Origin of the sequence: Rhizohabitans arisaemae, from assembly GCF_025996515.1 — a bacterium.
Taxonomy (GTDB): Bacteria; Actinomycetota; Actinomycetes; order Streptosporangiales; family Streptosporangiaceae; genus Rhizohabitans; species Rhizohabitans arisaemae.
The window spans coordinates 146,334-167,160 of record NZ_BLRH01000014.1; the positions used below are offsets into that span (position 1 = coordinate 146,334).

The following is a 20,827-nucleotide window of genomic DNA, read 5'->3' on the forward strand; positions in this document are numbered from 1 at the left end:
GGTGGGCAAGTGACGCTCATCCACAAAAGCGCCGCCGAGCTCGCGGCGCTCATCGCCTCCGGCGAGGTTTCGGCCGTCGAGGTCTCAAGGGCCCACCTCGACCGGATCGCGGAGGTCGACGAGCAGGTCGGCGCCTTCCTGCACGTGGCGGAGGACGCCGCGCTGGCGCAGGCGAGGGCGGTCGACGCCCGGCGCGCCGCCGGGGAGGAGCTCGGGCCGCTGGCGGGTGTGCCCATCGCGCACAAGGACGTGTTCGCCACGACCGACATGCCGACGACCTGTGGATCCAAGATCCTGGAAGGCTGGCGCCCGCCGTACGACGCGACCGTGACGCGGCGGCTCCGCGAGGCCGGGCTGGTGATCCTCGGCAAGACCAACATGGACGAGTTCGCGATGGGCTCCTCCACCGAGAACTCGGCGTTCGGCCCCTCGCGCAACCCGTGGGACCTCTCCCGGGTCCCCGGTGGATCCTCCGGTGGATCCTCCGCCGCCGTCGCCGCCTTCGAGGCGCCGCTTTCGACCGGCACCGACACCGGTGGCTCGATCCGTCAGCCCGCCGCCGTGACCGGGCTCGTGGGCATGAAGCCGACGTACGGCGGATCCTCGCGGTACGGGGTGGTGGCCTTCGCCTCCTCCCTGGACACGCCGGGGCCGTTCGCCCGCAACGTGCTCGACGCCGCGCTGCTCCACGCCGTGTTCAGCGGCCACGACCCGCGTGACTCCACCTCGATCGACGCGCCGGTCCCGCCGGTGGTGGAGGCCGCCCGGCAGGCGTCGGTGGAGGGGCTGCGCGTCGGCGTGGTCAACGAGTTCTCCGGCGAGGGGTACCAGCCCGGCGTGCTGGCGCGGTTCCACGAGGCGTGCGCGCTCCTGGAGGAGTTCGGCGCCAAGGTGGTCGAGGTCTCCTGCCCCTCCTTCCGGTACGCGATGCCCGCGTACTACCTGATCGCTCCTTCGGAGTGCTCCTCCAACCTCGCCCGTTTCGACGCCATGCGGTTCGGCCTGCGGGTCGGGGACGACGGGACGAGGTCGGCCGAGGAGGTGATGGCGCTCACCCGGGCGGCCGGTTTCGGCCCGGAGGTGAAGCGGCGGATCATGATCGGCACGTACGCGCTCTCCAGCGGCTACTACGACGCCTACTACGGCCAGGCCCAGAAGGTCCGCACGCTGATCACCCGCGACTTCACCGCGGCGTTCGAACAGGTCGACGTGCTGATCTCGCCGACGACCCCGACCACCGCGTTCCCCATCGGGGAGCGGGCGGACGACCCGATGGCGATGTACCTCGCCGACCTGTGCACCATCCCCGCCAACCTGGCCGGCAACGCCGCCATCTCGGTGCCCTGCGGGCTCGCCGACGAGGACGGCATGCCGGTCGGGCTGCAGATCATGGCCCCGGTGCTCGGCGACGACCGCTGCTATCGCGTGGGGGCGGCCCTCGAAGCCGCCTACCGTGACCGCTGGGGCGGGTCGCTGCTGGAGAAGGCCCCGGCCTTCTGACCCGATGCCACTTTCGTGAACACCCTGCCGTACGGCCGGGGCAGGCCGGCGTACCGGTTTCGGGAGGGCGGTGCCGTGGGACGGCGCCGCCCGCCGGACCGGGGCGCGGCTCCCGGCGGGTACGGCGGAGCGTGTCCGTCCCCGAGGGGACACCGTCGATCCGCTTCCGTGACGAGCCGATCCGGCCGGATCGGCGGTTCGCCGAGGGCGACGACCACTTACCCGGAGACCGTCCCTCCCGCCCGGCGTTAGGCTGGACGGTGGGACGACCCGTAGTCAGGACCAGGGACTTTTCTTATGACTGTCGAGACGCTGACGAGCTACGATCAGGCGCTCACCCGGTATGAGCCCGTGCTCGGCATGGAGACCCATGTGGAGCTGGGCACCGCGTCCAAGATGTTCTGCGGCTGCCCGACGACCTTCGGCGCGCCGCCCAACACCCAGGTCTGCCCGGTCTGCCTGGGGCTGCCGGGCTCGCTGCCCGTGGCGAACGCGATGGCGATCGAATCCACGATCCGCATCGGCCTCGCGCTGAACTGCTCCATCGCCTCCTGGTGCCGCTTCGCCAGGAAGAACTACTTCTATCCGGACATGCCGAAGAACTACCAGATCTCGCAGTACGACGAGCCGCTCTGCTCGGACGGATACCTCGACGTCGAGGTGGGGGGCGAGACGATCCGGATCGAGATCGAGCGGGTCCACCTGGAGGAGGACACCGGCAAGTCCACCCACATGGGCGGGGCCGGCCGCATCCAGGGTGCCGACTACTCGCTGGTCGACTACAACCGGGCGGGCATTCCGCTCGTGGAGATCGTCACCAAGCCGATCACCGGGACGGGCGCGCTCGTCCCCGAGGTGGCCCGGGCCTACGCCACCGAGCTGCGCGAGGTGATGCGGTCGCTCGGCGTCTCGGACGTGCGGATGGAGGAGGGCTCCATGCGCTGCGACGTCAACCTCTCCCTGATGCCGCGCGGCTCCTCCACCTGGGGGACCCGTACCGAGACCAAGAACGTCAACTCCCTGCGCTCGGTGGAACGGGCGGTGCGCTCCGAGGTCGAGCGGCAGGCGGGGGTGCTGGACGCCGGGGGACGGATCGTCCAGGAGACCAGGCACTTCCATGAGGAGACCGGGACGACGACGCCGGGTCGCTCCAAGGAGGAGGCGCAGGACTACCGGTACTTCCCCGAGCCCGACCTGCTGCCGATCGCGCCGGACCCCGCCTGGATCGAGGAGTTGCGGGCGACCCTGCCCGAGTTGCCCTCGACGCGGCGGCGCCGGCTCCAGGCCGAGTGGTCGCTGTCCGATCTGGACATGGCCGCCATGCACAACATCGGGGCGATCCCGCTGGTGGAGCAGACCGTCGCCGCGGGCGCGCCGGCCGCCGACGCCCGGAAGTGGTGGATGGGCGAGCTCGCGCGCCGGGCCAACGAGTCGGGTGTCGCGCTCTCCGATCTCGCGATCACTCCCGGGCAGGTCGCCCGGGTGGGCGCGCTGGTCGCCGAGGGGGCGCTCAACGACAAGCTGGCCCGTCAGGTGATCGAGGGCGTGCTCGCGGGCGAGGGCGACCCGGACGCGGTGGTCGCCGCCCGGGGGCTGAAGATCGTTTCAGATGAGGGCGCGCTGTCGGCCATCGTCGATCAGGTCATCGCCGAGAACGCCGACGCGGCCGAGAAGGTCCGCAACGGCAAGGTCGCCGCCGCCGGAGCCTTGGTGGGCGCGGTGATGAAGGCGAGTCGCGGCCAGGCCGACGCCGGTCGGGCCCGGGCTCTCATCCTGGAGAAGCTCGGCGCCTCCTGACTCACGCGACAAGACGCCCGCACACCTGGTCACGGCCGGTGCTGCGGGCGTTTTGCATGCGTGCCAGGGGTTTGGTCGGCGAGATGATCGAGTTACGGTATCAATGTCCCTATTTGCGGATAAGTCCCAGCAACCGGTGCCCTATTGTTGCCCAGGAGTAGCCGCCGAGCTGGAACCGAGCAGGAGGGACGGGCGTGTCGTACGCAGGATCCTCAGTCGACCCGCCGGACCCTTACGGGCAGTCGCCCGATGTCACGGGGAGTGGCCGCGGGCCGGGACCTGCGGAGGGGGACGGCTTCACCGCGTCGCCCCCGCGCGGTCGGGGCGACGACGGCCGGGAGCTCAGCCGGGGCCAGCAGCGGATCTCCCCCCACGAGGCGTGGGGTTCCCGGGACGTCGACGACACCGGTCCACAGACGGGTTGGATAGGGCATCTCCCTGCGATTGACGACACCGGTCCCCAGACCGGCTGGATCGGGCACATCCCTGCGATGCCTCCGACTCAGGAGGATCCCGCCACGAGCAAGGTCAACGGTCCGTCCGGTCCGATCGACCAGTGGAGCAGCCCGCCGACACCGGCTCCGCCGACACCGGCCGCCGCCGGCCCCTACGGGCCGGACCCGGGTGGGTGGCCGCCGGAGTCTCCCGGGCCGGCCACCGGTGCGTACGGCCGGCCGCATCCGACCCCGGAGCCGGCGGCCCCCGGCCCGTACGGCAGGCCGGATCGGCGCTGGGACGAGGCGCCAGGCCGTACGGCGGTCGCCTCGGAACCCGGGTATCCGGTTTCCACCCCCGCCGTCGGCGGGCCGGGGGGAGCCGACCCCGTCGGCTCAGCCGGCGAAGGGCCGCCGGAGAGGCGGAAGTCGGTGCTGAAACTCGTCGCGCTGGGCGTGCTGGTCCTCGCCGTGCTGGCGTACGCCGTTCCGGCGGTGATCCTCTCCGGTGAGATCAGGCCGGGCACGAGCGTTGCCGGGATCGATATCGGTGGGATGACCAGGGCAGACGCCGAGGCGAAGATCCGTACCACGCTGAACGCCCGAATCCGCAAGGCCATCAGGGCCGAGGTGGGGAACAAGAAGTTCGAGCTGATCCCGGTGGACGTCGGGCTGACCTTCGACGTGGGGGCGATGCTGGAGGGAGCCGAAACCGGCTTCCCCGGCCCGGTGGCGGTCTTCGACGCCTTAACCGGAACCCGGACCCTCCCCCTCAAGGTGGACGTGGAGGAGCAGGCCCTGGACAGTGCCATCGCGACCGTGGCCGGGGCCGTCGACCAGCGGGTGCGCGAGGGCTCCGTGCGCTTCAAAGGGACCGTTCCCGCCTCGGTGACGCCGCGGAACGGCAGGACCCTGGACCGCAAGGCGAGCGCGGAGGCGATCCGGGCGGCGTTCCTGGCGGGGAAGACCTCCGTGCGGTTGCCCACCGTCACGGTCCGCCCGAAGGTCTCCGCCGCGGAGGTGAAGCGGACCGTGGGTAAGATCGCCCCGGCTGCCGTCGCCGGCCCGATTACGCTGAAAAACGGCACCAAGTCAGCGGCACTCCAGCCGGCGGTCATCGCGGCGAACCTGGAGTTCGTCCCCGACGGGCAGGGCGGGCTGCGTCCTGAGTTCGACGGGAAGACGGCGGTCGAAGGCATCGGGACGAAGCTGGTCGACGCCGGTAAGGCCCCCAAGGACGCCACCTTCGACGTGGTGCGGGGGAAGCTGAAGTTCATCCCGGGCAAAAAGGGCCAGGGGGTGGACTCCGACAAGCTCTCCGCGTCCGTCGAGGAGCTCCTGGCCGAGGGCGGCGGCGGCCGTACGGTCGACGTGAAGCTCACCACCGTCGAGCCGAAGATCACCGACGAGGAGGTCAAGGGGCTCGGCATCAAGGAGAAGATCAGCGAGTTCACCTCGAACTACCCCTGCTGCGCGCCGCGGGTGAAGAACATCCACGCCATCGCCAAGATCCTGGACGGCTACGTCGTGCGGCCGGGGGAGACCTTCTCACTCAACGACATCGTGGGGGAGCGGGACACCGCCCGCGGCTTCGTGGAGGCGCCGATGATCGAGCGGGGCCGCTTGGTCAACAGCGTCGGCGGCGGTATCTCGCAGTTCGCGACCACGATGTTCAACGCGGTCTTCTTCGGCGGGCTGCAGTCGGTCCAGCACACCCCGCACGAGTTCTACATCTCCCGCTATCCGGCGGGCCGCGAGTCGACCGTCTCGTTCCCGCAGCCGGACTTCCGGTGGAAGAACGACTCCAAGTACGGCGTCCTGGTCAAGACCGGCGTCACCGGTACGTCGGTCACCGTGCAGTTCTGGAGCACCAAGCGCTACGACATCGAATCAAAGAGCTCGGAAAGGTATAACGTCACCACTTTCGAGACAATTCGGGAGAGCGCCGACGACTGCATCCCGATGCCCGGCGCGCTGGGCTTCACCATCGACGTCTGGCGGATCTTCAAACAGAACGGGCGGGAGATCAAGCGGCAGCAGTTCCACACCGTCTACAAGCCGGAGATCAAGCTGATCTGCGAGTGAACCGGTCACCCCGTAGGGTCGTCACCATGAAGATCTGGGTTCCCGAGCGGTCGTTCGCCCGAATCCTGAGCGAGCTTCCCGGAGTCGAGTGCGTGGTCTTCGACGGCTCCGGGGAGGTTCCGCCGGGGATCGAGGACGTGGAGATCTGGGTGCCTCCGCTGACCCCCTTGCCCGACACCCCCGGGCTGCTGCGCCGGATGAAGGGCCTCAGGCTTCTGCAGACCGTGACGGCCGGGGTCGAGGCCTATCGGCCGTACCTGCCGCCGGGGGTGCCGCTTTGCAACGCCCGGGGCGCGCACGACGCCGGCACCGCGGAGTGGGTCGTGGGGGCGATCCTGGCGACGGTGCGGGGAATCCCGGGCTTCACCGACGATCAGCGGGCCGGGCGCTGGAACTACCACCCGACCAAGGCGCTGGCCGATTCGACGGTGCTCATCGTCGGCTACGGGTCCATCGGCGCCGCCGTGGAGCGGCGGCTGGCGGGGTTCGAGGTGCGGACGGTACGGCTGGCGCGGACCGCGCGTGCGGGGGTGCACGGCGAGAGCATGCTCCCCGAGCTCCTCCCGGAGGCCGACGTGGTCGTGCTCCTGGTCCCCGCCACCGCCTCGACCCGGCGGATGGTGGACGCCGGATTCCTGGCCAGGATGAAGGACGGCGCGCTCCTGGTCAACGCGGCCAGGGGGTCGGTCGTGGACACCCACGCCCTGGTGGCCGAACTCACCACCGGGCGGCTCACCGCGGCGCTGGACGTCACCGACCCCGAGCCGCTGCCCGAGGGGCATCCGCTGTGGAGTGCGCCCGGAGTGCTGATCACCCCGCATGTGGCGGGGAGCACCCCGGCCTCGTGGCGTCGTATTCAGCGGCTCGTCCGGGATCAGGTCGAGCGCCGGTTGGCCGGCGAGCCGCTCCACAACGTCATCACCGGCGCCTACTAGCCCGGACGGCCCGCCGCCCTGCCCCACAGGTCACTCGACCCCTGTGGGGTTTCCTTATTGTGCAGAAATATCAACAGTCACTCCAATATCTCAATTTAAATATGCCTGTTTATCTCTAAATTACAGAGTCATACCTTCTATTGACTTTGAGTCATATCAGTAGTCAACTCCTATCACGGCCGATATGTAGTGTCCCGTATCCAGTCCGTTACCTCGAACGTGTGCCCCCGTTCGCGCCGATGGCGCGCGTTCGAGACGGGTCCCACCCCCCAACTCGACGACATCGGGCCGTCCCGGAGGAGACCTCTGCGGGATGTCGTCGCTCCAGGAGAAGAAGGAGTATCTGCGTGAGAAGAAATGCCGCGTTTGGCCTCGTGGCGGCAGCCACGGGGATCGTCGTGGCGCTCTCCGCGACCACAGCCGTCGCGAGCGCACCAAAAGCCTCGTCACCGGAAGACCTCAAGGCCCTCGCCGTTCAGTCGGCCGAGCGAATGATCGCGGCCGACCCCGCGCCCCTCCACCTCACCGCCAAGGACGCCGTGCAGCGGCTGAGCGTCGTGAGCGAGCTGGGGATCCAGTACGTCTCCTACGGCCGGACCCACGCCGGCTTGCCGGTCTACGGCGGCGACTTCGTGATCGCCACGGACTCCGCGGGGACGGTCGTCGCCACCTCCGTCAACCAGACCCAGACGCTCGACGTGGCCACCACGGCGAAGCTCACCCCGGCCGAGGCCGCCAAGATCGCCCGTGCTCAGGTGTTCAAGGCGGGCTTCAGCACGGCACCCGAACTCACGATCATGGCCGAGGGCTCCGGGCGGCTCGCCTACAAGGTCGTCGTCAGCGGGCAGCGGGGCGGGAACGAGAGCATCCTGCACGTCTACGTGGACGCGCTCACCGGAGAGATCGCCGAGGCGGACGACCTGGTGAAGGCCGGGAACGGCAACAGCTTCTACCACGGCCCCGTCGTCTTCAACACCACTCCCTCCTACTCCATGCAGGACTCGACCCGGCCCGGCCTGCGCTGCGGCGGCCAGAACGGCGTGACCTTCACCGGCCCCGACGACAACTGGGGCAACGGGGTCGGCAACAACCTGGAGACCGCCTGCGTCGACGGCATGTACGCCGCCGGCAAGCAGTGGGACATGCTGCGGAACTGGCTCGGCCGCAACGGCGTCAACGGCACCGGCGGCACCTTCCCGATGCGGGTGGGCCTCAACCAGGCGAACGCGTTCTGGAACGGCAGCTACACCAACTACGGCCGCTCCTCCAACGGCGCCCGCCACGCCGCCGCGATGGACGTCGTCGCGCACGAGTACGGCCACGCGATCTTCCAGACCACCCCGGGCGGCTCCACCGGCAGCAACGAGAAGGGCGGCCTGAACGAGTCCACCGGTGACATCTTCGGCGCGCTGACCGAGTTCTACACCAACGAGCCGGCGATCTACGACCCGCCGGACTACGACGTCGGCGAGGAGGTCAACCTGGTGGGTTCCGGTCCGATCCGCCGGATGCACCAGCCCTCGCTGATCTCCGGGCACCCCAACTGCTACTCGGCCTCGACGCCGACCCTCGGCGTGCACGCCATGGCCGGGGTGCAGAACCACTGGTTCTACCTGCTCGCCGCGGGCAGCGCCCCCGGTGGCGGCCTGCCCAACAGCCCGACTTGCAACGGCACCTCCATCGCCGGTCTGGGCATCCAGAAGGCCGGTCGGATCTTCATGGGCACGCTCAACCTGAAGACCGCGACCTGGACCCACGCCCGCGCCCGCGCGGCCTCCCTCCAGGCCGCGAAGGCGATCTTCGCTCCGTCCTGCGTCGAGCACGCCCGGGTCAAGGCGGCCTGGAACGCGGTGAGCGTCGGGGCCGTCGCGGGTGAGGTGACCTGCCCGTAGCCGAACCGATTGATCGAACCGGGCTCCCCGCTCGGATCGGTGACCTTGCGGTCCCGATCCGGCGGGGAGTTTCGGTCTGCCGGTGGGGCTTTCACCACCCCCAAGGGAGATAAAAGTCGCCCATCGGTGACGAGGTAGGGACGGAAGGACTCCCGACCGTGGCTGTGTCGTGACCTTGAGTGCGTACCGTAATCATTACCGTTGACCCGCATGTCCGTGCCCGCGACTCCGGACCAACGGGGTATCGGTTATCAGATCGGTGACGACTCCGGCAATGGAGCCGCGACGTCGTGGAGAGAGCGCGAGACTAAGCGCCATGAATGGACGAGACCATCATGATCGGCAGGCGTGACTTCCATGTCCCGCTGGCCGCCGCGGCCGGACTCGGCGCGGCGGGGTTGCTCGGCGTGCTCGCCGCCGGCGGTGTGACACCGGGTGTCCTGTTTCTCGCCGGGCTGCTCTCGTCCTTCTCGCTGTTCGTGTTCGCCACCCGGGTCTCCACGCCCCGCCGGGCCGCCCTGCGGTGGCTGGGCGCGGGTGTGCTCGCCTGGGCCGGCGCGATCGGGGTCAGGATCTCGATGCCCGCGCTGGACCGGGCGGCCTCGGTCTCCTACTCCGATCTCTTCCTCCTCGCCGCCACGGTGCTTCTCGCCGTCGGGTGCGTCCGGGCCAGGGCCCGCCCCATCGCGTTGAGCAGGGTTCTGCGGCACCTGGCCGACTCCTATCTCTGCATGGCGGGTCTCTTCCTGATCGTCTGGGTGATCTGGCTCGGCGAGCCCTACGCGGAGTCCGGGGAAACCCCCGGCGGGTTCCTGCTCAAGATGTCGCTCCCGCTGATCGGGCTGATCGTGACGTGCGGGGTCGCCCCGCTGGTCCTCGCCGGGCGGACCACGGCCGCCGCGCTTGGCGGATTGGTCTGCCTGGCCGCGCTCACCCTCACCGAGGCCGTGCTGGTGGTGACGCGTCTCACCGCGGGCACCGCCGTCCCGCCGGGCGCCGCGGCGCCGGGGGCGCTCACCCTGATCGCCTTCCTTCTCCTCGCGGTGGCCCCGTGGAACGGCCGGCTGGTCCGGCACACCCACCCGATCCGGCGCTCGCTGATCGCGATCCTGCCCCCGGTCACCGTCGGGGGAGCCACCGTGGTGCTCACGTGGAGCGCGCTGGCCGGCCCCGGCCACCGGGTGGCGGCGGTCGTCCCGATCCTGGCGGCCTCGGTGGTGCTGCTGCTCCTGTCCCGGTTCTTCCTGCTGCTCGCGTCGACGGTACGGCTGCGCAGGGGGGTGGCGAGCGGGGAACGGCACCTGCGGGAACTCGCCGAGAGCACCGGCGACCTCGTGCTCGTCGCCGACTACGAGGGCGTCGTCCGGGAGGCGAGCGCCGGGGTGACCCGGACCTACGGCTACGATCCCGCCGAGCTCGTCGGGCGTCCGATGGCCGAGTTCGTGCACCCCGAGGACGTCCCGGACATCGAGGCCGCCCTGCGCGCCTTCGCCGAGTACGAGGCCGGCCGGTCGGATGCGGGCGCGGGGGGCGGGCCGACCCGGGTCTGCAAGGTCTCCTGCCGGGTCAGGGCCAGCGACGGCACCTGGCGGCCCACCGAGTCGGTCGCCACCGGGTACCCGGGGCGGGAGTTCGTGATCATCACGGCGCGCGACGTCGCCGAACAGGAGGCCCTCCGGCGCCAGGTCACCCACCTGACCTTCCACGACGGCATCACCGGCCTGCCCAACCGGGCCTACTTCGAGGAGCGCACCCGCGACGTGCTGGAACGGCGCCCTTCCCAGGTCGCCGTGGTCTTCCTCGACCTGGACGGGTTCACCGCGGTGAACGACTCGGTGGGACACGCGAGCGGCGACTACCTGCTCGGCCAGGCGGCGCGGCGACTCCGCGCGGCCGTACAGCCCCAGGACACCCTGGTCCGCTGGGGCGGCGACGAGTTCGCGGTCCTGGTGGACGCGCACGGCGTCGTCGACCTCGCCGAGCGGCTGGTCCGGACGGTGTCGTCGGACCCGTTCCGCGTCGCCGAACGGGACATCGCGCTCACCGCGTCCGTGGGGGTCGCCTTCGCGGAGGAGGGCATCGCGCCGGGGGATCTGATCCGCAACGCCGACGTCGCGATGGCCCGGGCCAAGGAGCTGGGCGGGCGCCGCGTCGAAGTCTTCGCCGCGCACATGCACGCCGACGTGGTCCGGCGGCTGGAACTCGCCGCCGACCTGCAGCGCGCGCTGTCGGAGAACCAGTTCAGCGTGGAGTACCAGCCGGTGGTCGACCTGGCCACCTCCCGGGTGATCGCGGTGGAGGCGCTGGCCCGCTGGTGGCGGGGGAGCGGGTTCGTCCCGCCGGAGCAGTTCCTCGGGCTCGCCGAGGACACCGGGTTGATCGTTCCGCTGAGCGAGCGGATCCTGCGGGACGCCTGCCGGGAGGTCGCCGCCTGGCGGGCCTCGTCGTGGGAGATCGGGCTCTGCCTCAACCTGTCCGCGCGGCAGATCCGGTCGCCCAGGTTCGTCGAGACCGTCGCCTCGGCTCTGGCGGAGAGCGGGCTCCCGCCGAGCGCGCTCACCCTGGAGGTCATCGAGGAGATGCTGGTCGAGGACTCCGAGGAGATCGTCGCCAGGCTGTCCGACCTGCGGGCCATGGGGATCCGCCTGGCGATCGACGACTTCGGCACCGGGTACGCCTCACTCGCCTACCTGCGCCAGCTCCCGGTGGACATGATCAAGATCGATCCCTCGTTCGTGGCGGGGCTCGGCACCGACGAGACACTGACCCTGCTGACCCAGACGATTGTCCGCCTGGGACACGAGCTCGGGCTTATCGTGGTGGCCGAGGGTATTGAGCGTCCCGAACAGCTTGAGCTGCTCAAGGAGCTGGGGTGCACCCGAGGGCAGGGCTTCCTCGTGGCGCGTCCCATGGCGCCCAGGCGGGTCGAGACGCTCATCGAGTCGAGTCTGTCCACCTGTCCGATCCAGACGGCCAGCTGAGCTGCCACGCCGGGTCGGCGTCTTGAATCGTGAGACATCCGTCTCGTGAAGTTGACGTGTCGCCTCACATCGGCCAAGGTGGTTGACATGCATCTCAGTGGGATTCTCGTAGTACTTGGCTGGCGCGCGGGCTAGCCGAGTCAACGAGTCCTGCGCGCCCCTCACCGCCGAAGGCGGAGGGGCCTTTTTTATGAGCAAAACCCAAGCCACGCTGCAACCGCTTCAAGGAACGAGCCAGCCGATGACCGAACAGATGACAGGCGCACAGGCCCTAGTGCGGGCGCTGGAGCATGTCGGCGTTGACACCGTGTTCGGGATCCCAGGTGGTGCGATTCTGCCCGCCTATGATCCGCTCTTCGACTCCGAGAAGGTCCGGCATGTGCTTGTACGCCACGAGCAGGGCGCCGGACACGCCGCCGAAGGGTACGCGCAGGCCACCGGCCGCGTGGGTGTGTGCATGGCGACGAGTGGGCCCGGGGCCACGAATCTGGTGACGCCGATCGCGGACGCCTACATGGACTCGGTGCCGATCGTCGCCATCACCGGGCAGGTCCCGAGCGAGTCGATAGGCACGGACGCCTTTCAAGAGGCGGACATCTCCGGCATCACCATGCCGATCACCAAGCACAACTTCCTGGTGACCGATCCGGCCGACATCCCCCGGACGATCGCAGAGGCGTTCCACATCGCCTCCACCGGACGCCCTGGACCCGTTCTCGTGGACATCTCCAAGGACGCGCTCCAGAAGACGATGACCTTTACCTGGCCCCAGCCGATGCAGCTCCCCGGATACCGGCCGGTGACCCGGCCGCACTCCAAGCAGATCCGGGAGGCGGCCAGGCTGATCGCCTCCTCGAAGAAGCCGGTGCTCTACGTCGGCGGCGGGGTGCACCGCGCCGGCGCCGCCAGGGAGCTGCGCGCCCTCGCCGAGCTCACCGGAATCCCCGTCATCACCACCCTGATGGCGAGGGGGACGTTCCCCGACAGCCACCCGCTGCACCTGGGCATGCCCGGGATGCACGGCACGGTGGCCGCCGTCGGGTCGCTCCAGCGGGCCGATCTGATCATCGCGCTCGGGGCGCGTTTCGACGACCGGGTGACCGGCAAGCTGAGCAGCTTCGCCCCGGAGGCCAAGATCGTGCACGCCGACATCGACCCGGCGGAGATCTCCAAGAACCGTCACGCCGACGTGCCGATCGTGGGCGACTGCCGGGAGGTCCTCGCCGACCTCCTCGTCGCGGTCCAGGCGGAGATCGCCGCCCGTGGCCTCCCGCCGGACGGCGGCATGGCGGGCGACTACGCCGAATGGTGGCGCACGCTGAACAGCTGGCGGGACACCTACCCGCTCGGCTACGAGGACTTCGCCGACGGCTCGCTCGCCCCGCAGTACGTGCTGCGGCGGCTCGGGGCCATCGCCGGTCCGGACACCCTCTACGTGGCGGGCGTCGGGCAGCACCAGATGTGGGCGTCCCAGTTCATCGGGTACGAGAACCCCGGGACCTTCATCAACTCGGGCGGGCTCGGCACGATGGGCTTCGCGGTCCCCGCCGCGATGGGCGCCAAGATGGGTGCCCCCGACAAGACCGTGTGGGCGATCGACGGGGACGGCTGCTTCCAGATGACCAATCAGGAACTGGCCACCTGCGCCCTGGAGGGCGTGCCGATCAAGGTCGCTGTGATCAACAACGGTAACCTGGGCATGGTCCGGCAGTGGCAGACGCTCTTCTACGAGAAGCGCTACTCCAACACCGACCTGCAGTCCGCGCGGCGCATCCCCGACTTCGTGAAGCTGTCGGAGGCGTACGGATGCGTCGGATTGCGCTGTGAGCGGCCCGAGGACGTCGACGCGACGATCCGGAAGGCGATGGAGATCAACGATGTCCCCGTCGTCGTCGAGTTCATCGTGCACAAGGACGCGATGGTCTGGCCGATGGTCGCGGCCGGGACGAGCAACGACGACATCAAGCTGGCTCGGGACATGGCTCCCGACTGGGAGACCGGAGATTAGGGACATCCAATGAGCAGGCATACACTCTCGGTTCTCGTCGAGAACAAGCCCGGCGTGCTCGCCAGGGTCGCCTCCTTGTTCTCCCGGCGCGGGTTCAACATCGACTCGCTCGCGGTCGGGCCGACCGAGCACGGGGACATCTCGCGGATGACGATCGTGGTCAACGTCGAGGATCTTCCGCTGGAGCAGGTCACCAAGCAGCTCAACAAGCTGATCAATGTGATCAAGATCGTGGAGCTGGATCCGGCCGCCAGCGTCCAGCGCGAGCTCATGCTGGTCAAGGTGCGCGCCGACGTCGAGACGCGGAGCCAGGTCCTGGAGCTGGTGCAGCTCTTCCGGGCCCGCTGTGTCGACGTGGCGCAGGACGCGGTGACCATCGAGGTGACCGGCACCGTGGACAAGCTTGAGGCGTTCATCCGGGTTCTGGAGCCGTTCGGCATCAAGGAACTCGTCCAGTCGGGCATGGTGGCGATCGGACGAGGGGCACGCTCCATCACCGACCGGTCGTTGCGGGCCCTGGACCGCAGCGCCTGACCACGCGCAAGCCGTACAAAATCCTGAGAAAGGCAATCAAGCAAGTGACTGAGATCTTCTACGACGACCAGGCCGACCTCTCGATCATCCAGGGGCGGCACGTGGCGGTGCTGGGGTACGGCAGCCAGGGCCACGCCCACGCCCTCTCGCTCCGGGACTCCGGCGTCGACGTGCGCGTCGGCCTGCCGGAGGGCTCCAAGAGCCGGGAGAAGGCGGAGAACGACGGGCTCCGGGTCACCACGCCGGCCGAGGCCTGTGAAGAGGCCGACCTGGTCATGATCCTCGCACCGGACCACATCCAGCGGCACCTCTACGCCGAGGCGGTCGCGCCCAACCTGGTCGCCGGGGACGCGCTCTTCTTCGGTCACGGCCTCAACATCCGGTACGGCCTCATTGAGCCCCCGGCCGGGGTGGACGTCGCGATGGTCGCGCCCAAGGGCCCCGGCCACCTGGTGCGGCGCCAGTTCGCGGCGGGCCGCGGCGTGCCGTGTCTGGTCGCGGTGGAGCGGGACGCCACCGGCAACGCGTGGCCGCTCGCCCTCTCCTACGCCAAGGCCATCGGCGGCACCCGGGCGGGCGCCCTGAAGACGACCTTCACCGAGGAGACCGAGACCGACCTGTTCGGCGAGCAGGCCGTGCTCTGCGGCGGTGTCTCCGAGCTGATCAAGGCGGGCTTCGAGACCCTGATCGAGGCCGGCTACCAGCCCGAGGTCGCCTACTTCGAGTGCCTGCACGAGATGAAGCTGATCGTCGACCTCATGTACGAGGGCGGCGTCTCCAAGATGTACTGGTCGGTCTCCGACACCGCCGAGTACGGCGGCTACACCCGCGGCCCGCGCATCGTGACCGCCGAGACCAAGAAGGAGATGCGCCGCATCCTGGACGAGATCCAGTCCGGCAAGTTCACCCGTGAGCTCGTCGACGAGTTCGACGGCGGCGAGGTCGGCTTCCGCCGGTTCCGGGCCGAGCTGGCCGAGCACCCGATCGAGAAGACCGGTGCCACGCTCCGCCCGATGATGAGCTGGCTGCGCGACGAGGCCTAAGAGGTTTCGTCTGGCTTGTACGGCGCCGTCCCCTTCCGTGAACGGGGGCGGCGCCGTCTCGTTTCGGGGTGTGCGCCCTTCCGCCGACGACCCGGCCGGACGGGTTCCGATCGGTTTCCGTACGGTTCCCGCGGCGCGGACTTCCCCCGTGGGAGAGGAGGCGTCGCCCCCCGGCGCCGCCGGGACGATCAAGGTTCGCCGTGTTGACGGGAGGCGCTTGACCCTCAAGGGGGTCTCACGAAAGCATGTCCCACCAGTCACACCCAAAACACCTGAAAAGGGGACGGCGTGAAACGCGCTTTCGGCTTGATGGCCGCATTCGCTCTGGTAGCGACCGTTGTCAGCGTCCCAGGACCGGCGATCGCGCGGCCCACCCCCTGTCTGAGCGAGGGCGCGGAATCCACCGCCGCGCAGGTGATGAAGGGCGAGCTCACCTTCCTCGGACAGGCGCCCGTGCGGATCGGCGCGGACATCGACTGGCGGCGCAGCCCGTACGGAAACCGCTCCTGGGACCTGATGTTCCACTCGCTCCGCTGGATCGTGCCGTTGATCTCGGAGTTCGAGAAGTCCAAGGAACGGCGGTACCTCGACCGGGCGGCCCAGATCGCCGAAGACTGGGTGGCGGACAACAAGCGGGGTGCCGCGGGCGTCAGCAAGGTCGCCTGGGACGAGCACCCCATCGCGCTGCGGGCCCCCGCCCTGGTCTGCCTGAGCGCGCACGTGGACGACTCCTGGCTGCGGGAGAGCCTGTCCGAGCACGCGAGGGTCCTCGCCGACCCCGGCAAGTACGAGGCCGGCCACAACCACGGGCTCGACCAGGACATCGCGCTGCTCGGGATCGGCTGCCGGTACAACCGCGAGGAGTGGACCGGCCTGGCCACGCGGCGCATGGTCAAATCAGTCAAGATCGCCATCGACGGCCAGGGCGCGCTGATCGAGCAGGCGCCGAAGTACGTCTCCTACGTGCGGGATCGCTGGGCGGTCGCCGAGCGGCTCATCAAGGCGTGCGGGCTCCGCGTGCCCGCCGAGGTCGCCGAGCGGACCGCACGGCTGCCGATCTTCATCGCGCACGCCACGCAGCCCGACGGCCAGATGGCGCCGATCGGGGACACCCCGGCGGACTTCGTGGCGCCCAAGGTGGAGCAGCCGGCCGAGCGGGTGAAGATCTTCAAGGCGGGCTACGTCTTCGGGCGCACCCGCTGGGAGGACCCCAAGGCGGCCTTCTACTCGATCCACTTCGGTCCGGGCGCCCTGGAGAACTTCCACGGGCACGAGGACCACATGGGCGTGACCTATCAGGCGCAGGGGAGGGACGTCCTGGTGGACGTCGGATTCCACTCCTACGAGAACACCTCCTACCGGAAGTGGACCCTCTCCCCTGAGGCCCACAACGTGCCGATCGTCGAGGGGGCGCCGTTCCGGAAGAGTACGGCGACCCGGCTGACGGGCTCGCGGATCCGGGACAAGCGGGAGTCCTACACCCTGGAGGACCGCGCGTTCGGCGTCACCCGGACCAGGTCGGTGCTGGTCAACCACGAACAGGACCTGATGGCGGTCCTCGATCGGGCCGAAGGCGGCCGGCGGATCTCCAACCTGTGGCACCTCGACCGGAAGTTCAAGATCTTCTCAACCGCGGGCGGCCGGGTCGTCTTCGGCGAAGGGGACTGGCGGGGCACCCTCGTCCAGCTGAACTCCAAGACCTGCAAGCCGGCCGCCGGCCTCAAGGCGGAGCGGAGCTGGGTCTCGCCCGAGTACCTCAAGCGGGCGCCCGCCTACCTGATCAGGTCGGCGCCGTCCAAGGACCCGCTGCTCACGCTGGTGGTCCCCGGCACCGACGCGCCCAAGGTGAGCTGCGTACCCGGGAAGGTGACCGTGGGGATCGACGACGTCGACGTGGTCGTCGGGGTACGCGCCGACGGTGAACTGACCTGATCGACGCGGTGCGCGTCCGAGCCTTTGGACCTTGGCCCAAAGGCTCGGGCGGCATCGGGCCCGCCGGTCCGGCGGATCAGCGACCGGCGAGGACGAAACTCGAGTCGCCGAAGGAGATCTCGTCTCCCGGGCGGATCAGCGCGGGACCGAGGAGACGCCACCCGTTGAGCCGGGTGCCGTTCATCGAACCGAGGTCGACGACCAGCCAGGACTCGCCCTCATGGCGGAGCTCGGCGTGCCGCCGGGAGACCGTGAGGTCCCCGAGTACCAGATCGCAGGTCGGCGCCCGGCCGATCGAGAAGACCGTCCGGGTGTCGCTCGGCAGCGCCAGCCGCTGCAACCTCGGCTTGCGCCACGCGCTGGCGACCCGGCCGACGAACTCCGAGACCTTGCCGACCTTGTCGGTGACGAATCTGCTGAACCGTCCGCGCGGGGGGAGATCGGCGACCAGCTGGTCCAGCTCGCCACGATGGCGGGCACGCAGCGCCATGTCGATCCGGCCGACGAAGGTTTCGTGGGAGAGCTGACCTTCGACGGCTCTGTCGCGTAGCTCGCTGATCGCACGATCACGGTCCCCGTCGGAAGCGCGCACAGGGGGATACGTCGAGCTCATTTTCTGAGTATCCGGCCAGAAACTGTCGGGTGTCCAGGAGTTGTCAGGGGCTGTTTGCCTCTCCGGTCGATCACTCCGATCAATCCCGCACGTCGGCACAGACGACGTGGGCGCCGATCTCGACCATGCGGCGTTCGGTGTGCGAGTCGACGACCCGGGCCATCAGGATCGGGGCCTCGCTCGCGGCCAGCTGGGGCAGCCGGGCCCGTACCGAGTGGTGGAGTTCCCTGGAGATCTCCTCTCCGAGCGAGCCCGACGCGGAATGGACCTTGACGTGCAGCATGAGGCCGGGGGCGCCCGACGGAGTCCGTACCTCGGAGATCCACACGTGGTGGATGAGGGGGAACTCCGCGAGGAGCCGTCCGATCGCGGCACGCAGGTCGGGGATGAGCGGGTGCCTGCTGCGCTGGTAGCCGTGGTCGATCCGGGGCTGCGGGCCGGACATGTGCGGACGCGGGGAGGGGATCCAGGCGGGTGCCGCCGGTGCGTTCTGCGCCGAGGCGCCGGCGGAGCCGGGCCCTCCCCGGGGGGAGGCGGGGCTCACCACGGTCATGGGTCCGGTGGCGTACGCCTGGGGCGGGGTGCCGCGGACCGGGGTGAGCGCCCGGTAGCGCACGAGATACCGATGGAGGTCTTCGATGGGTACGGCGGCGGCGGCCGGTCCCGCGGCGTCCACGACGATCTCTCGCACGGCCGTCACCCGCTGGATGTCGAGGATGGTCTCGGCATCGCAGAGGGAGAGTGAGTGACGGCCGCCGTGGCGGGCGTAGGACTGGGTGCCTGTGTAGCCGAGCAGGACCCGCTCTCCGGTCTTGGTCGTCCCCAGGACGACTGAGCGGTCGGGGCGCACGGCGACGAGGACGCCGCTCTCAGCGAGGGCGGCAAGCATCTGCTGCGGGCTTCCGTGCGTGGCGAGCACTTCAGCGAGAGCGGGATTCCCGATGCTCATAGACGAACTTTAGGTAGTTTGCGCCAACTTATCTGCCCATTTCGGAAGAATATTCATGATCGTCACGACGCGGGTGCTGTCTCGGATTTCGGACACTCGTGAATGCGTTCACAAGCTCCGCTAGAATCGGGAGTCCAACACACCCTCCCTCTCGAAGGACGCGTCGTGTCAAAGCCCGTTGTTCTGGTCGCCGAAGAGTTGTCCGAGGCGGGCCTCGCCGTGCTCGGAGCGGATTTCGAGGTACGTCACACCGACGGTGCGGACCGGTCGCAACTGCTGCCCGCGCTCGCCGACGTCGACGCGCTCATCGTCCGGAGCGCCACCAAGGTCGACGCCGAGGCCATCGCCCACGCCCACAAGCTCCGGGTGGTCGCCCGGGCCGGAGTCGGGCTCGACAACGTCGACGTCGAGGCCGCCACCAAGGCCGGGGTCATGGTGGTCAACGCCCCCACCTCCAACATCGTCAGCGCCGCCGAGCACACCGTCGCGCTGATCCTGGCCTCGGCGCGCAACGTCGCCCAGGGCCACTCCGCGCTCAAGAACGGCGAGTGGAAGCGCTCCAAGTACACCGGCGTCGAGCTCCTGGAGAAGGTCGTCGGCGTCCTGGGCCTCGGCCGGATCGGCCAGCTGGTCGCCCAGCGCCTGGTCCCGTTCGGCGTGGAGCTGATCGCCTACGACCCGTACCTGCAGCCGGCCCGCGCCGCGCAGATGGGGGTGCGCCTGGTCTCCCTCGAGGAGCTGATCAAGCAGTCCGACTTCATCACCGTGCACCTGCCCAAGTCCAAGGAGACCGTGGGGCTCATCGGTGACAAGGAGCTGCACGAGGTCAAGCCCTCGGTGCACATCGTCAACGTGGCCCGGGGCGGCATCGTGGACGAGAGCGCGCTGTACAGCGCCCTCAAGGAGGGACGGGTCGCGGGCGCGGGGCTCGACGTCTTCGCCAAGGAGCCGTGCGTCGACAGCCCCCTGTTCGAGCTCGACAACGTGGTGGTCACGCCGCACCTCGGCGCCTCCACCCACGAGGCCCAGGAGAAGGCCGGCACCCAGGTCGCCCGCTCGGTGAAGCTCGCGCTCTCCGGCGAGTTCGTCCCGGACGCCGTGAACGTGCAGGGCGGCGCGGTCGCCGAGGACATCAAGCCCGGCCTGCCGCTCGCCGAGAAGCTGGGCCGGATGTTCACCGCCCTGGCCGGCGAGGTCGCGGCGCGGCTGGAGGTGGAGGTCCGCGGCGAGATCGCCGCGCACGACGTGCGGGTGCTGGAACTCGCCGCGCTGAAGGGCGTCTTCACCGACATCGTCGAGGAGACCGTGACCTACGTGAACGCCCCGCTCCTGGCTACCGACCGCGGCGTCGCGGTGGAGCTGGTGACCAGCTCGGACAGCCCGGACTGGCGGAACGTGGTGACGGTCCGGGGCACGCTCGCCGACGGCCGTTCGGTCTCGGTCTCCGGCACGCTCTCCGGCCCCCGCCACATCCAGAAGATCGTGGAGGTCAACGGGTTCGACATGGAGATCGAGCCCACCGACCACCTGGCGTTCTTCAGCTACGCCGACCGCCCCGGCATCGTGGGCATCGTCGGGCGGATCATGGGGGACCACGGCATCAACATCGCCTCGATGCAGGTGTCCCGGAGCGCGCGCGGCGGCAAGGCGCTGATCGCCCTCACCGTCGACTCCGCGATCCCCTCCGAGGTCGTCGTCCAGATCGCCGAGGAGATCGGCGCCGAGACGGGCCGCACGGTCACGCTGGCCGACTGACACACCGACGGCACGAGGGCGCGACCGCCGGTCGCGCCCTCTGTTTTTCTCCCCGGTCTTTTCCCCAGGTCAGTCGTGATCTGTCTCACTATTCAAGAAGTGAGGACATTTGGCGAGACAATCCGGCAATCACCGGGTAATCTCGGCAGATGATGCGCCAGGTATACGTACTCATTACCGGCCGCGACGGGGCCTGAACCAAGGCAGGCCGGCTCCCCGTCGCGGAGTGTGGCGCTTGCCGGCTGTGATCCCTACGCCTTCCCCCGATCTCCACGACCGCCTCCGGGTGCTCCGGTCGGCTGTCCGCGTATACCCGAGGAATCCCCATGTACGAGATGTATCCCTGGAACCACGCCGAAGAGCAGGAGA

The 20,827-nt window shown here is 69.4% G+C and carries 14 protein-coding genes; 11 read left to right on the forward strand and 3 right to left on the reverse strand.

All coding sequences use genetic code 11. The annotated features are described in order from the left end of the window. Positions 1-9: 9 nt before the first annotated feature. Positions 10-1,500: an Asp-tRNA(Asn)/Glu-tRNA(Gln) amidotransferase subunit GatA gene (gene gatA / locus RUR_RS07260; protein WP_283134136.1), complete on the forward strand. Its 1,491-nt coding sequence runs from the start codon at positions 10-12 to the stop codon at positions 1,498-1,500. A 297-nt stretch (positions 1,501-1,797) separates the two neighbouring features. Further along, positions 1,798-3,297, forward strand: coding sequence for an Asp-tRNA(Asn)/Glu-tRNA(Gln) amidotransferase subunit GatB (gene gatB, locus RUR_RS07265; protein WP_283134137.1), 1,500 nt, complete (start codon positions 1,798-1,800; stop codon positions 3,295-3,297). A gap of 212 nt (positions 3,298-3,509) precedes the next feature. Here gatB and RUR_RS07270 read toward each other — a convergent pair whose 3' ends face one another. Beyond that, positions 3,510-3,731 (reverse strand): hypothetical protein, encoded by a 222-nt coding sequence (locus tag RUR_RS07270; RefSeq protein WP_283134138.1) that lies wholly within the window; start codon positions 3,729-3,731, stop codon positions 3,510-3,512. Between the two features lie 57 nt (positions 3,732-3,788). Here RUR_RS07270 and RUR_RS07275 point away from each other — a divergent pair, with 57 nt between their 5' ends. The 8 genes from RUR_RS07275 to RUR_RS07310 all read left to right on the forward strand — a co-directional run bounded on the left by RUR_RS07275 (position 3,789) and on the right by RUR_RS07310 (position 17,141). Then, positions 3,789-5,816 carry a VanW family protein gene (locus RUR_RS07275; protein WP_283134139.1) on the forward strand — a complete coding sequence of 676 codons (2,028 nt, stop codon included), beginning with the start codon at positions 3,789-3,791 and terminating at the stop codon, positions 5,814-5,816. Between the two features lie 26 nt (positions 5,817-5,842). Next, entirely contained in the window at positions 5,843-6,751 is a 909-nt protein-coding gene (locus RUR_RS07280) for a 2-hydroxyacid dehydrogenase (protein ID WP_283134140.1), read from the forward strand. Between the two features lie 347 nt (positions 6,752-7,098). Next, positions 7,099-8,643 (forward strand): M4 family metallopeptidase, encoded by a 1,545-nt coding sequence (locus RUR_RS07285; RefSeq protein WP_283134141.1) that lies wholly within the window; start codon positions 7,099-7,101, stop codon positions 8,641-8,643. Between the two features lie 320 nt (positions 8,644-8,963). Then, positions 8,964-11,624, forward strand: coding sequence for an EAL domain-containing protein (locus tag RUR_RS07290; protein WP_283134142.1), 2,661 nt, complete (start codon positions 8,964-8,966; stop codon positions 11,622-11,624). A 190-nt stretch (positions 11,625-11,814) separates the two neighbouring features. Beyond that, entirely contained in the window at positions 11,815-13,632 is a 1,818-nt protein-coding gene (locus tag RUR_RS07295) for an acetolactate synthase large subunit (protein ID WP_283134143.1), read from the forward strand. 9 nt (positions 13,633-13,641) lie between these two features. After that, positions 13,642-14,166 carry an acetolactate synthase small subunit gene (ilvN, locus tag RUR_RS07300; protein ID WP_283134144.1) on the forward strand — a complete coding sequence of 175 codons (525 nt, stop codon included), beginning with the start codon at positions 13,642-13,644 and terminating at the stop codon, positions 14,164-14,166. 53 nt (positions 14,167-14,219) lie between these two features. Further along, positions 14,220-15,209, forward strand: coding sequence for a ketol-acid reductoisomerase (ilvC, locus tag RUR_RS07305; RefSeq protein WP_283134356.1), 990 nt, complete (start codon positions 14,220-14,222; stop codon positions 15,207-15,209). A gap of 288 nt (positions 15,210-15,497) precedes the next feature. Next, entirely contained in the window at positions 15,498-17,141 is a 1,644-nt protein-coding gene (locus tag RUR_RS07310) for a heparinase II/III domain-containing protein (protein ID WP_283134145.1), read from the forward strand. A gap of 76 nt (positions 17,142-17,217) precedes the next feature. On the opposite strand, the gene RUR_RS07315 is transcribed toward RUR_RS07310, so the two are convergent. Continuing rightward, positions 17,218-17,754 (reverse strand): FHA domain-containing protein, encoded by a 537-nt coding sequence (locus tag RUR_RS07315; RefSeq protein ID WP_283134146.1) that lies wholly within the window; start codon positions 17,752-17,754, stop codon positions 17,218-17,220. A gap of 79 nt (positions 17,755-17,833) precedes the next feature. Then, positions 17,834-18,703, reverse strand: a complete 870-nt coding sequence (locus tag RUR_RS07320; RefSeq protein ID WP_283134147.1) for an SseB family protein — start codon at positions 18,701-18,703, stop codon at positions 17,834-17,836. 165 nt (positions 18,704-18,868) lie between these two features. On the opposite strand from RUR_RS07320, the gene serA reads away from it, so the two are divergent. After that, on the forward strand, positions 18,869-20,458 hold the full coding sequence (gene serA, locus RUR_RS07325; protein WP_283134148.1) for a phosphoglycerate dehydrogenase: 1,590 nt from the start codon (positions 18,869-18,871) through the stop codon (positions 20,456-20,458). The last annotated feature ends 369 nt before the right edge of the window (positions 20,459-20,827 follow it).

Excerpts from the sequence above, each read along its gene's own strand:
- RUR_RS07315 (WP_283134146.1), bottom strand. The coding sequence starts at position 17,754 with ATGAGCTCGACGTATCCCCCTGTGCGCGCTTCCGACGGGGACCGTGAT.
- gatB (WP_283134137.1), top strand. The coding sequence starts at position 1,798 with ATGACTGTCGAGACGCTGACGAGCTACGATCAGGCGCTCACCCGGTAT.
- ilvN (WP_283134144.1), top strand. The coding sequence starts at position 13,642 with ATGAGCAGGCATACACTCTCGGTTCTCGTCGAGAACAAGCCCGGCGTG.
- RUR_RS07270 (WP_283134138.1), bottom strand. The coding sequence starts at position 3,731 with ATGCCCTATCCAACCCGTCTGTGGACCGGTGTCGTCGACGTCCCGGGA.
- RUR_RS07320 (WP_283134147.1), bottom strand. The coding sequence starts at position 18,703 with ATGAGCATCGGGAATCCCGCTCTCGCTGAAGTGCTCGCCACGCACGGA.
- RUR_RS07275 (WP_283134139.1), top strand. The coding sequence starts at position 3,789 with ATGCCTCCGACTCAGGAGGATCCCGCCACGAGCAAGGTCAACGGTCCG.
- RUR_RS07290 (WP_283134142.1), top strand. The coding sequence starts at position 8,964 with ATGGACGAGACCATCATGATCGGCAGGCGTGACTTCCATGTCCCGCTG.
- RUR_RS07295 (WP_283134143.1), top strand. The coding sequence starts at position 11,815 with ATGAGCAAAACCCAAGCCACGCTGCAACCGCTTCAAGGAACGAGCCAG.
- RUR_RS07280 (WP_283134140.1), top strand. The coding sequence starts at position 5,843 with ATGAAGATCTGGGTTCCCGAGCGGTCGTTCGCCCGAATCCTGAGCGAG.